The sequence below is a fragment of the Streptomyces sp. NBC_00846 genome (assembly GCF_045207325.1).
Lineage (GTDB): Bacteria > Actinomycetota > Actinomycetes > Streptomycetales > Streptomycetaceae > Streptomyces.
On sequence record NZ_CP108846.1, the window covers coordinates 1,981,522 to 1,993,184 of the forward strand.

Consider the following 11,663-nt stretch of genomic DNA (forward strand, 5'->3'; position numbering starts at 1 on the left):
CCGGGTGCCCTGATGAGCGAGAAAGTAGGGCCCCCATGTTGAAGTACGTGCTGGACATCGTCGATCTTCTGGACGATCCCCAGGTCAATGGCAAGACGGTCGCCGAGTACCTCGACTCCGTCAGCGGGGCCGAGGGTTCGTCCGCGCAGGTCACCACGGTCGCCGGCGAGCGGGGCTCGACGGACTTCGTGATGGTCCGCATCCCGGGCGCCCAAGGGCGTACGTCCGGGGGCGGCGCCCGCACGCTGGGCGTGGTGGGCCGACTCGGCGGCATCGGCGCCCGGCCCGAGGTGACCGGCATGGTCTCCGACGCCGACGGCGCGGTCTCCGCCCTCGCCACCGCCGCGAAGCTGCTCGACATGCGCCGCCGCGGCGATGTGCTGCCGGGCGACGTCGTCGTCGCCACCCACATCTGCCCGAACGCGCCGACCGAGCCGCACGACCCGGTGCCGTTCATGGGCTCGCCCGTGGACATCGCCACCATGAACCGCCACGAGGTGACCGGCGAGATGGAGGCCGTGCTCTCCATCGACACCACCAAGGGCAACCGGATCATCAACCACAAGGGCCTCGCCCTGTCGCCCACCGTCAAGGAGGGCTGGGTGCTCCGGGTCAGCGAGCAGCTCGGCGAGCTGCTGGCCGTGGTGACCGGTGAGCCGTTGGTCACGTACCCGGTGACCACGCAGGACATCACCCCGTACGGTAATGGTGCACACCACATCAATTCGATCCTGCAGCCCTCCACCGCGACGGCCGCCCCGGTCGTCGGCCTGGCCATCACCTCGGCCGCCGCGGTGCCGGGCTGCGGTACGGGCGCGAGCCACGAGAGCGACATCGCGTCCGCCGCCCGCTACGCCGTGGAGGTCGCCAAGGCCTACGGCAGCGGCAACCTGGACTTCCACGACGCGGTGGAGTTCGACAACCTCGTCAACCGCTACGGGTCGCTGGCTCACCTGCAGACCTTCGGCCGTACCCCCCAGGAGTCCTGATGGCAGCCGCCCCGCAGGCCGAGGCCGTGGCCCCCGAGGCCAAGAGCATCGGCAGCGACGACTACTCGCTCTCCCGCGTCCCGCGCGACAAGCGCTTCGGATTCTGGTCCATGCTGCTCCAGTGGCTGGCCCAGTCCGGCTCGATCTCGCAGTTCACCCTCGGCGCCACCATCGGTGTCGGCATGACCTTCGGGAACGCCTTCCTCGCCTTCACCCTCGGCGCGGTGATCCTGGAGGTCGTGATCTTCGCGATCGGTCTGGCCGGAATGCGCGAGGGTCTGGCGACCCCGATGCTGACCCGCTGGGTCGGCTTCGGACGCAATGGCTCCGCGCTGGTCAGCTTCGTCATCGCGGTCAGCCTCGTCGGCTGGTTCGGCGTCCAGAACACGATCTTCGGCAACAGCGTCTCGGCGCTGGTCGGCGGCCCGTCCTGGATGTGGTGCGTACTGGCGGGCATCGCCATCACCGCCCTGGTCATCTTCGGCTTCAAGTACATGGCCGTCTTCGCCAAGATCGTGACCCCGCTCTTCTTCGCGATGGTCGCCTGGTCGATCGTCTCGACGCTGAAGGACCACTCCCTCGGCGACCTGATCCACTCGCCGGCCCCCGGCCCGACGATCCCGCTCGCCGTCGCCGCCACCGCCATCGCGGGCGGCTTCATGACCGGTGCGATCGTGGCCCCGGAGATGACCCGGTACAACCGGAAGGGCTCGCACGTCTTCGTGCAGAGCGCCTCGTCGATGATCCTCTCCGAGTACATCGTCGGCATGACCGGTGTGCTCCTGGGTCACCTGGTCAAGAGCAACGAGGTCTCGCACATCGTGCTCTCCACCTCGGGTGCCTTCGGCGTCGTCGTCGTCCTGATGTCCACCGCGAAGATCAACGACTGGAACCTGTACGGCTCCTCGCTGGGCGTCGTCAACTTCTTCCAGGTCGTCTTCGGCAAGCGGCTGCACCGCGGCGCGGTCACGATCGTCCTCGGCATCGCGGGCACGGCCCTGTCCGCGGTCGGGATCATGACCCACTTCACCGAGTTCCTCTCCGTTCTCGGCGTCGCGATCCCGCCGATCGGCGGCATCATCGTGGCCGAGTACTGGGTCGTGAAGAGGATGCGCAAGCCGCTGGACGACACCCGGGAGTCCGAGACGCTGCCGAAGTCGTCGCCGACCTGGGTACCGATGTCCATCGCCATCTGGATCGCGGCGTTCTGCGTCGGCAAGTTCTACGACGGCGGCATCCCGGCCCTGAACTCGCTGGCCACCGCCTTCATCCTGTACAGCGTCCTCGGCCTGCTGGGCTGGGTGAAGCCGTACGGCACCTCCACCCTGGACGACGAGGACGACGCAGCCGCCCCCGCCGCCCCCGCGACAAGCCCTGTGGGAGCAGCATGACAACCCCCGACCCCACCACCACCTCTGGCCCCACCGCCACCCCTGACCCCACCGCCTCCTTCGTCCCGGCGTCCGACGAGGCCCAGGACGAGGTCATCCGGCTCTGCGCCGAACTGATCAGGTTCGACACCTCCAATCCCACCAGCGACGAGCGCGCGAGCGCCGAGTGGGTGGTGGGCCGCCTCGCCGAGGTGGGCATCGACTCGGAACTGGTCGAGTCCGCACCGGGCCGCGCCAATGTCATCGCCCGGATCGCGGGCAGCGACCCGGAGCGCGGCGCCCTCCTCGTCCACGGCCATCTGGACGTGGTCCCCGCCGACGCCTCCGAGTGGCAGGTCCCGCCGTTCTCCGGCGAGATCCGCGACGGCTACCTCTGGGGCCGCGGCGCGATCGACATGAAGGACACGGTGGCCGTCATGCTGGCCACCGCCCGCCACTTCGCCCGTACCGGCACCAGCCCGTCGCGCGATCTGGTCCTCGCCTTCCTCGCCGACGAGGAGGCGGGCGGGAAGTTCGGCGCCCACTGGCTGGTCGAGCACCGCCCGGAGCTCTTCGCCGGGGTCACCGAGGCGATCGGCGAGGGCGGCGGCTTCTCCTTCGCCATCGACGACACCCGTCGCCTCTACCCGATCGAGAACGCCCAGCGCGGCATGGCGTGGATGGAGCTGACCGCCACCGGCCGGGCCGGCCACGGCTCCTCCCCCAACGACGAGAACGCCGTCACCGACCTCGCCGAGTCGCTGACCCGGATCGGCCGCGCGACCTTCCCGGTCCGCCTGATCGCACCGGTCCGCGCCCTGCTCGAAGAGGCGGCCCGCCTCTACGGTGTCGAGTTCGACGAGAACGACATCGAGGGCAGCCTCGCCCGGCTGGGCCCGGTCTCCGACTTCATGCAGGTGGTGCTGCGCAACTCGGCGAACCCCACCATGTTCGACGCCGGTTACCAGACCAACGTCATCCCCGGAAAGGCGACGGCCCGGGTCGACGGCCGCTTCCTCCCGGGCCACGAGCAGGAGTTGATCGACACGATCGACGAGCTCCTCCTCCCCTCGGTCACCCGCGAGTGGGTCAACCACGACATCGCGCTGGAGACGACGTTCGACGGCCCGCTGGTCGACGCCATGTGCGAGGCCGTACGCGCCGAGGACCCGGACGGCCACCCGGTCCCGTACTGCAACCCGGGCGGCACCGACGCCAAGGCCTTCACGCACCTCGGCATCCGCTGCTTCGGCTTCAAGGGCCTCAAGCTCCCGCACGACCTGGACTACGGCCGCCTCTTCCACGGCGTGGACGAACGCGTCCCGCTGGAGGGCCTGCGCTTCGGCGTCCGCGTCATGACCCGGCTCTGGCAGAGCTGCTGACCTCCACATCGCAGCCCCGCCGGGGACGCCCGACCCGGGCTCACCCCACGTACGCCCCCGCCGACGCCGTCGGCGGGGGCGTACGCACTCTGCCGTGGCCTCTGGTGGCACACGGGCCGCAGGTGCTCCACGATCGAGAGGCCGCCGGTGGACGCTTCCGGGCGGCCCGAAGAATGCGGCGGATCAGCTCGTGACGGTGTCCCTGCCGGATTCGGGGTGGTCGCCATCGCCGAGTTCGCGGGCGAGCCGGCGCAGGACGGGCCCGTACTCGGGGTGCGCGAGGGCGAAGGCCATCTGGGCGACGAGGTAGTCCGCCGGGTTGCCGGTGTCGTACCAACGACCGGAGATGACCTGCCCGTACACCGCGCGGTCTGCGGCGTAGGCGTTGATGGCGTCGGTCAGGTAGACCTCGCCCTCACGGTGCTCGTACCAGCGGTTGGTCTGCTCGCGCAGTTCGTCGATGATGCCGGGGGTGATGACGTAGCCGCCGATGGCGGCATACGCCGAGGGGGCGTCGACCGGCTCGGGCTTTTCGACCAGGCCGGTGATACGCAGCAGGCCGTCGCCCAGGTCCTCCTTGACCACGGGCACGCCATAGCGCTGGGAGTCGGCGGGGCCCATCGGCATCAGGGCCAGTACCGGACAGTTGGTCGCCTCATACGCGCGGATCAGCTGCTGGGCGCGGGGCACGTCGGCCACGAACACGTCGTCCGGCCAGAGCACCAGCATGGGTTCGTCGCCGAAATTGCGGGCCGCGTTCAGCACCGGGGTGCCGTTGCCGTACGGACCGTGCTGGTCGAGGTAGGTGATGTGCCCTTGCCGGGCGAGTTCGGCGACCTCCTCCACAGCATCCGCGTAGGCGGTCTTGCCGTCGGCGCGCAGCTGTTCGACCAGGACGGGGTTGGGCCGGAAGTGGTCCTGAATCAGGGACTTGCCACCGGAGACGACGATGGTGATGTCCGTGATGCCGGACGCCACCAGTTCGCGCACGGTGTGCTCGATCACCGGCTTGTCGCCGACCGGCAGCATTTCCTTCGGGGTGGCCTTGGTCAGGGGCAGGAGGCGGGAGCCGAGTCCGGCGGCGGGGATCACAGCCCTGCGGATCCTCGGGGGCATCAGGTCTCTCTCGGTCGGACGGCAGGCCGTGCCGGCCGGCGCGGTGTGCTCCGACGCTACCAATGCGCCCGGCCGGCCGGGGACGTCAGCAACCCGGATCAGGTTCCCTTGTTCCTCCGCCCGCACCGGGCAACCGTCTCCCCCACGCCCCGAAGCCACCGGCCGCCGCCACGTCGTCCAGAACGCCCCGCCGACGCCTTCGGCGGGGGCGTACGGCACCATGGGGCGCCGTCGAAACGCGCGCCCCGAAGACGCGTCCCCACCAGGAGGTACCCGTGCACGTCGAGTCCGTCGTCGAGCCCGAGCCCGAGATTCTCGCCGCCTTCCGGGCCGCCAAGGGCTTCATGCCGGTGGTCGAGGGGCTCGCGCTGTACCGGGCCGCCGCCGAGGCCGCCGCGCTGGGGCTGCCGGTCCTCGAGGTCGGGACGTACTGCGGGCGCTCCACCATCCTGCTCGCCGACGCCGCGCGGGCGGCCGGTGTGACGGCTCTCACCGTCGACCACCATCGCGGCAGCGAGGAACAGCAGCCCGGCTGGGAGTACCACGACCCGACCGTGGTGGACCCGGAGGTCGGCCGGATGGACACGTTGCCGACGTTCCGCAGGACCCTGCACGCGGCGGGTCTCGAAGACCATGTCGTGGCGCTGGTCGGACGGTCTGTGCGGGTCGCGGCCGTGTGGGGCGGGAAGCTCGGCCTGGTCTTCATCGACGGCGGTCACACCGACGAGCATGCGAACGGTGATTACGAGGGCTGGGCGCCGCATGTCGCCCAGGGCGGGCTACTGGTGATCCACGATGTGTTCCCGGACCCCGCGCACGGGGGCCAGGCACCGTACCGGGTCTATCTGCGGGCGCTGGCCTCCGGCGCGTTCACCGAGGTCTCGGTGACGGATTCGCTGCGGGTGCTGCGGCGTACCGGAACGGGGATCTGAGTCCGGTCGGGCACGGAGCACGGAGCACGGGGACCCGAGTCCGGTCGGGTACGGAGACGGGGCACGGGCGTCCGGGCCGATCGGCCGGGGGCGCCCCGATAGCATCGCGGGGTGCCGTACGACGAGAGCGTTCCCCCCACCCAGCGCCGCCGGCCCCTGCTCGCCGCCGCGCTCGCAGCCGTCTGTCTGACCGCCGTGGGCTGCGGCGCGGGCGATGACGGCGGCGGGGCGCAGGCCCGGCCCCGGCAGGGCGGCAGTGGCACCTCCGCCGCGCCGCCTCCGGCATCGCCGTCGCAGAGCGCTCCGGCGCCGGGGAAGACGTCCGCCTCCCCCAGCCCGTCCGCGAAGTCCTCGAAGTCCACGGGCGGCCGGGCCGGCGGGCCGCTGTCCGGAAAGACCGTCGTCATCGACCCCGGACACAACCCGAACAATTATCTGCACACCCGCGAGATCAACCGCCAGGTGGACATCGGCACCGGGCACAAGGAATGCGACACCACCGGGACGTCGACCAACTCCGGTTACGCGGAGTCCCGGTTCACCCTCGACGTGTCGCACCGGGTGCGCACGCTCCTGCGGGCGCAGGGCGCGAACGTCGTGCTGACGCAGGACGACGACCGCCCGTACGGGCCCTGTGTCGACGAGCGCGCCCGGATCGGCAACGAGGCCGGGGCCGACGCGGTGGTCTCGGTGCACGCGGATGGTTCCGCGGTCGGCAACCGCGGCTTCCATGTGATCCTTCCCGGGCTCGTACGGGGCGGTGAGGCGGACACGTCGAAGATCGTCGAACCGTCGCGTGATCTCGGCACCCGGATCGCCGGTCTCTTCGTCCGCGATACCGGAAGCGCGCCTTCCAATTACGTCGGTGGCAATAGCGGGTTGGACATCCGCAAGGATCTCGGCGGACTGAATTTGTCGACCGTGCCCAAGGTGTTCATCGAATGCGGCAATATGCGTGATCCGAAAGATGCGGCCCTGCTCACCAGTGAGGGCTGGCGACAGAAGGCGGCGCAGGGCATTGCCGATGGCATCAGCAGCTACCTGAACGGGTAGAACGAGGTAGTTCCGAGGCGAAATTGGGGGGAAGTGCGTCCGGCGTTCAGGCAAGGGCACAACCCGCCCAGGCAGACGATAGATTCATCCGTACGATGGGGAGCCGCTCCCGAGCTTCGTGCGTGCCCGCCGTACCCGTACATGCGGCAGCGACGACCGCCCCGACGAGACGACCTACTAAGGACCTTCACGTGAATATCCGCTCCCTCACTCGAGGCGACGGCGTGGTGATCGGAGCAGCGGTGGTGCTGTTCATCGCCTCTTTCCTCGACCTCTCCGGCTTCGACTGCCCTGAGGGCCTCAACTGTTCCAGCTACAACGCCCCGAACGCCTGGGACGCCCTCGGGGTCCTCATGAGCGTCTTCCTGGCCGGAATCATCGGTGGGGCGCTGGTCGTCGTGGGCCGTTCCATGCCGAGCCGTAAGGTCGTCGGCCTCGACCTCGGTCAGTTCGGGGCCGCGTTCTGTGTCTTCGCGCTGTGGACGGCGTTCTGGACGACGATCGACGCCACCAACGCGGGCGCCGGCATGATCCTCGGTCTGCTCGCGGCCATCGTGCTCGCGGGTGGCGCGGTCGCCACTCCGCTGGTCCCCGCGCTCAAGGCTCCGCTGATGGGCGCCCCGCGTCCGCGGGCCGTGCAGCAGCCGTACGGCGGTCAGCCGCAGCCGGGCCAGGGATACGGCTACCCCGGCGCCCAGCAGCAGCCGTACGGTGCGCAGCCGGGTCAGCAGCAGCCGTACGGTGCGCAGCAGCCGCAGCCCGGTCAGCCGGAGCCGCAGAACGCCCAGGCGGCTTCGGCGGCCGGTGCGCCGGGCGGTGACTTCACGCCGTTCTGGTTCGCGGTGCCGGTGGCCCGCCCGCTGTACGGGGAGGACGGTTCGCCGTCGCCGATCGCCGAACTGGCACCCGGCACCTGGTACCTCGCGGTGGAGCAGCGCGGTGCGGCGCTCATCGCCCAGACGCAGGACGGCCGTCGTGGTGTGCTCCAGGACACCACGGGCATCCAGCGCGGCTGAGCCCACGCTCCGGCGGTACGAACAGCGGCCTCTCGCCCCTTCCGGGCGGGGGGCCGCTGTCGTACTCTCCGTCCGTGCGTCGGATGACTGACGCAGCGTCAGACATGCTGGGAGGCAGCGGAATGCGGCTCGGACTCGCCCTCGGCTACTGGGGCCGCGGCCCGGACCCCGCCCATCTGGAGCTCGCCCGGGAGGCGGAGGCACTGGGGTACGCGTCGGTGTGGACGGCGGAGGCCTGGGGCTCCGACGCGTTCACCCCGCTGACCTGGATCGCCGCACACACCTCCCGTATCCGGCTGGGTACCGGCATCGCGCAGATGGCGGCGCGCACCCCGACCGCGACCGCCATGCACGCCCTCACCCTCGACCATCTCTCCGGCGGCCGGATGATGCTCGGCCTCGGGCTGTCCGGGCCACAGGTGGTGGAGGGCTGGTACGGGCGGCCGTTCCCCGCGAGCCCGCTGACCGCGACCCGCGAGTACGTCGACGTCATCCGCCAGGTGCTCGCCCGTGAAGCCCCCGTGGAGCTGGACGGACGCTTCCACGCGCATCCGTACAACGGTCCGGACGGCACCGGCCTGGGCAAACCGCTGAAGCCGATCACCCATCCGCTGCGGGCCCGGCTGCCCGTGCTGCTCGGGGCGGAGGGGCCGAAGAACATCGCTCAGACGACGCGGATCGCCGACGGCTGGCTGCCGTTGTACTGGTCGCCGCTGCGCACGGAGGTGTACGAGGCCTCGCTCACGGACCTGCCGGACGGATTCATGATCGCGCCGATGGTGCGGGCGCTGGTCTGTGACGATGTGGCCGAGGGACTGCTGCCGGTGAAGGCGATGCTCGGCTTCTACATCGGGGGCATGGGGCACGCGGCCCGTAACTTCCACGCCGATCTGATGGCGCGGATGGGTTTCGAGGAGGAGGCACGGCGGATCCAGCGGCTCTTCCTCGAAGGGCGCAAGGAGGAGGCCGTGCTGGCCGTGCCGGACGCGTTCGCCGATGAGATCTCGCTTGTCGGCCCACGTCAGCGGATCGCGGAGCGGCTGGAATTGTGGCGCAAGGGGCCGGTGACCGACCTGCTGGTCACGGCGCCGGACCCGCACACTCTGCGGGTGCTGGCGGAGCTCAGCTAGTGCCGCGACCGGCAATGTTTGCCCGGCAGGAGCGTCGTCCAGTGCGTGCGATCGCAAGGCGGCCGGAAGTCCTTGTAGCGGAGAGCTACCAGGGCTTTTGGCCAACTCAGCGAGCGTGCGTGCTGTGAGGGGCACTGGCGCCCGGTCTGGCCGGGTCTGTCGGCCAGGTCCGGGTGGCGGAGACCGGGGTGGGGCGTACGCGTCGTCGGGTGGCGGTGCGCTCCCAGGGCTGGGGATCGGGGTAGGTCAGGAGTTCCAGGGTGCTGCCCCATGGCGTGCGCAGATACGCGAACCGGTTGCGCTCCCCCGCCTCGGGGCCCGGCAGCGGCTGCGCCTCGGCGAGCAGCGTGGCGCCCGCGTCGACACAGTTCCGTACGGCCGCGTCCAGGTCGTCGGCGTAGAGCGCGACATGCTGCCAGCCGAAGTCGCAGGGCCGCGCCGGGGGTTCACGCCGGGGGCCCTCGAACTCGAACAGCTCGATGCCCGGCCCGTCGCCGGGGAGGGCCAGCATCCGGATCGCCAGCTGCCGGGTGCCCGCGGGGACGCCGAGCCGGCGCTCGACGTCCGGTCCGCCGAGCGGCTCGTCGTGGCGGCGCAGGGCGTCGTACAGCACCTCGGCGCCGAACGCCCGGACGAGGAAGAGGGTCGCGGTCTCCAGATCCGGGACGGTGACCCCGATGTGGTCGATGCCTCGCACGCTTGTGGCCGTCATGGCTTCACCGCTCCTGTCCCGGGGCTGCGCCGACCGCCCCGTCCACCCCGGAGCGGGCCCGCTCCGGGGTCGTACCCCCGCTCGACCAGGCCAGCAGTTCGTCGGCCGGCCAGGTGGTGACGACGCGTTCCGCCGGTACGCGGCACTCCTCGGCGCGGGCGCAGCCGTGGATCTGCCAGTCGAGCTGTCCGGGCGCGTGGGCGTCGGTGTCGACGGCGAACAGGGTGCCCGCGTCGACGGCGCGGCGCAGGAGCCGGCGGGGCGGGTCGAGCCGTTCGGGCCGGCTGTTGATCTCGACCGCCGTGCCCGCCTCCGCGCACGCGGCGAAGACCTCGTCCGCGTCGAAGCGTGATTCCGGGCGGCCCCGGCCGGTGATCAGCCGCCCGGTGCAGTGTCCGAGGATGTTCGCCCGCGGATGGCGGACGGCCGTGAGCAGGCGCCTGGTCATCGGCGCGGGGTCCATCCGCAGCTCGGAGTGTGCGGAGACCACCACGACGTCCAGCCGCTCCAGCAGCTCCTCCTCCTGGTCGAGGGAGCCGTCGGGGAGGATGTCGCACTCGATGCCGGTGAGCAGCCGGAAGGGCGCCCAGCCCGCGTTGAGCTCGGCGATCACGTCCAGCTGGTGGCGCAGCCGCTCCGGGGAGAGCCCGTTCGCCACGGTCAGCCGGGGCGAGTGGTCGGTGAGGACCGCCCATTCGTGGCCCAGTTCCGCCGCGGTGCGGCCCATCTCCTCGACCGGGCTGCCGCCGTCCGACCAGTCGGAGTGGAGATGGCAGTCGCCGCGCAGCAGGGCGCGGAGGCGCTCGCCGCCCTCGGGGAGCGGGACGGCGGCGGCCTCCTCCTCCAGCCGTTGCAGGTAGCCGGGCACTTCTGCGGCCACCGCTTCGCGGATCACCTGCGCGGTCTTCGGCCCGATGCCCTTGACCGCCTCCAGCGAGCCGTCCGCGACCCGCTGTGCGGTCTCGCCGTCCGCCATCGCCGCGACTGCGGCGGCGGCCGTGCGGAAAGCCTGGACGCGGTAGGTGTCGGCCCCGCCGCGTTCCAGCAGGAAGGCGATCCGTTTCAGGGCGTGGACTGGCTCCATCGGCACCTCCACCGGGGCCGCCGGACACAATGGCCTGTCCATTCCAGCTTGGCTCAGCACCGCCGCGCCCGCACAGCGGACGGGAGAGCGGCGCCCGCACGGCAGCCTGTGTGGCTCGGCCGAACGCGGAGCGCTCCAGCCAGATGTCCAGCAGCTCCGCGTCCCCCAGCACCTCGACGCGGTCGCTGTCCGCGGGAGGCGCCGGGCAGAGATCATGTCGGAGTGCGCTCATGACACGCACCCTGGTTCGGTCAAGGGCCACAACCGCATCGGCTATCCGCCGAGTTGCGCGGTGGTGGGCACCTTGTCCTTGACTTCGGCGCCCGCGCTCTTGCCCGCGTCCTTGATGTTGTTGATCACGCTCTCGAACGCGCCGATGTCGCCTGCGCCCGCCTCGCCCGTGCGGAGTTTGCTGCCGAGCCCCTTGAGCGATTCGATGCCCGCCGTGAGCGGCGCGACCGCCTTCGACAGCAGCGGGTCGCCCTTGGCGTTGGCCACTGCGGCCTTCAGCCGGTTGTACGCGAAGCCGCCCGCGAGTCCGGCCTTGACGAGGGCGAACTTCCGCCCGTCCGCGCCCTTCTTGAACGTGCCCGCGCGGTACGGCTTCACGATCCACTGGTACGTCGCACCTGCCGCGAGCCCCGCGTTGGCGACGAACCGGGTCTTGGCGAACTTCTGCGCCTCGGCCGAGGACGTGGCGCTCGGGGACGCGGAGCTGCTCGCGGAGCTGCTCGCGCTGTTCTTGCCCCCGCCGCCGCACGCGGTGGCGCCCACCAGCACGGCGCAGGACAGCAGGAGCGGGACGAGCAGACGGCGGAGCGGTACGGAACCGGTCACGGCGGTACTGGGCACGGCGGGCCTCCCTGGCCGGACACATCA

Annotated in this window: 11 protein-coding genes; 7 read left to right on the forward strand and 4 right to left on the reverse strand. The window is 71.1% G+C overall.

The features are described 5' to 3' along the window. Window positions 1–35: 35 nt before the first annotated feature. Genes OG936_RS09170 through OG936_RS09180 form a run of 3 tightly spaced genes read left to right on the forward strand, consistent with a single transcriptional unit; the run spans window position 36 to window position 3,741 of the window. On the forward strand, window positions 36–989 hold the full coding sequence (locus tag OG936_RS09170) for a DUF1177 domain-containing protein (protein WP_406493799.1): 954 nt from the start codon (window positions 36–38) through the stop codon (window positions 987–989). Beyond that, on the forward strand, window positions 989–2,380 hold the full coding sequence (locus OG936_RS09175) for a cytosine permease (protein ID WP_406493800.1): 1,392 nt from the start codon (window positions 989–991) through the stop codon (window positions 2,378–2,380). The genes OG936_RS09170 and OG936_RS09175 overlap by 1 nt, the downstream gene beginning before the upstream one ends. Further along, window positions 2,377–3,741: a M20/M25/M40 family metallo-hydrolase gene (locus OG936_RS09180; RefSeq protein WP_406493802.1), complete on the forward strand. Its 1,365-nt coding sequence runs from the start codon at window positions 2,377–2,379 to the stop codon at window positions 3,739–3,741. Before OG936_RS09175 ends, OG936_RS09180 begins: the two co-directional genes overlap by 4 nt. 183 nt (window positions 3,742–3,924) lie before the next feature. Here the strand turns inward: OG936_RS09180 and OG936_RS09185 are convergent, their stop codons facing one another. Continuing rightward, a complete protein-coding gene (locus tag OG936_RS09185; protein WP_406493804.1) occupies window positions 3,925–4,857 on the reverse strand; it encodes a UTP--glucose-1-phosphate uridylyltransferase in 933 nt (310 codons plus the stop codon). 344 nt (window positions 4,858–5,201) lie between these two features. Here OG936_RS09185 and OG936_RS09190 point away from each other — a divergent pair, with 344 nt between their 5' ends. The 4 genes from OG936_RS09190 (at window position 5,202) to OG936_RS09205 (ending at window position 8,988) form a co-directional block, all read left to right on the forward strand. Then, on the forward strand, window positions 5,202–5,789 hold the full coding sequence (locus OG936_RS09190; protein WP_406500376.1) for a class I SAM-dependent methyltransferase: 588 nt from the start codon (window positions 5,202–5,204) through the stop codon (window positions 5,787–5,789). Between the two features lie 111 nt (window positions 5,790–5,900). Beyond that, entirely contained in the window at window positions 5,901–6,842 is a 942-nt protein-coding gene (locus tag OG936_RS09195; protein WP_406493805.1) for an N-acetylmuramoyl-L-alanine amidase, read from the forward strand. Between the two features lie 191 nt (window positions 6,843–7,033). After that, complete coding sequence (locus OG936_RS09200) at window positions 7,034–7,858, forward strand: hypothetical protein (RefSeq protein WP_406493807.1); 825 nt, start codon at window positions 7,034–7,036, stop codon at window positions 7,856–7,858. A 122-nt stretch (window positions 7,859–7,980) separates the two neighbouring features. Beyond that, the gene (locus OG936_RS09205) at window positions 7,981–8,988 is read left to right on the forward strand and encodes an LLM class F420-dependent oxidoreductase (protein ID WP_406500378.1); all 1,008 of its coding nucleotides are present in this window, start codon (window positions 7,981–7,983) and stop codon (window positions 8,986–8,988) included. Between the two features lie 106 nt (window positions 8,989–9,094). Here OG936_RS09205 and OG936_RS09210 read toward each other — a convergent pair whose 3' ends face one another. The 3 genes from OG936_RS09210 to OG936_RS09220 form a co-directional block, all read right to left on the reverse strand. Then, window positions 9,095–9,700 carry a VOC family protein gene (locus OG936_RS09210; RefSeq protein WP_406493809.1) on the reverse strand — a complete coding sequence of 202 codons (606 nt, stop codon included), beginning with the start codon at window positions 9,698–9,700 and terminating at the stop codon, window positions 9,095–9,097. A 4-nt stretch (window positions 9,701–9,704) separates the two neighbouring features. Beyond that, complete coding sequence (locus OG936_RS09215; RefSeq protein WP_406493811.1) at window positions 9,705–10,784, reverse strand: PHP domain-containing protein; 1,080 nt, start codon at window positions 10,782–10,784, stop codon at window positions 9,705–9,707. A 273-nt stretch (window positions 10,785–11,057) separates the two neighbouring features. Continuing rightward, the gene (locus tag OG936_RS09220; protein WP_406500380.1) at window positions 11,058–11,621 is read right to left on the reverse strand and encodes a hypothetical protein; all 564 of its coding nucleotides are present in this window, start codon (window positions 11,619–11,621) and stop codon (window positions 11,058–11,060) included. Window positions 11,622–11,663: the final 42 nt, after the last annotated feature.

Bases quoted from the DNA above. Each gene is read 5' to 3' on its own strand.
- OG936_RS09170 (WP_406493799.1), top strand. From the start codon at position 36: ATGTTGAAGTACGTGCTGGACATCGTCGATCTTCTGGACGATCCCCAG.
- OG936_RS09175 (WP_406493800.1), top strand. From the start codon at position 989: ATGGCAGCCGCCCCGCAGGCCGAGGCCGTGGCCCCCGAGGCCAAGAGC.
- OG936_RS09180 (WP_406493802.1), top strand. From the start codon at position 2,377: ATGACAACCCCCGACCCCACCACCACCTCTGGCCCCACCGCCACCCCT.
- OG936_RS09185 (WP_406493804.1), bottom strand. From the start codon at position 4,857: ATGCCCCCGAGGATCCGCAGGGCTGTGATCCCCGCCGCCGGACTCGGC.
- OG936_RS09190 (WP_406500376.1), top strand. From the start codon at position 5,202: ATGCCGGTGGTCGAGGGGCTCGCGCTGTACCGGGCCGCCGCCGAGGCC.
- OG936_RS09205 (WP_406500378.1), top strand. From the start codon at position 7,981: ATGCGGCTCGGACTCGCCCTCGGCTACTGGGGCCGCGGCCCGGACCCC.
- OG936_RS09210 (WP_406493809.1), bottom strand. From the start codon at position 9,700: ATGACGGCCACAAGCGTGCGAGGCATCGACCACATCGGGGTCACCGTC.
- OG936_RS09215 (WP_406493811.1), bottom strand. From the start codon at position 10,784: ATGGAGCCAGTCCACGCCCTGAAACGGATCGCCTTCCTGCTGGAACGC.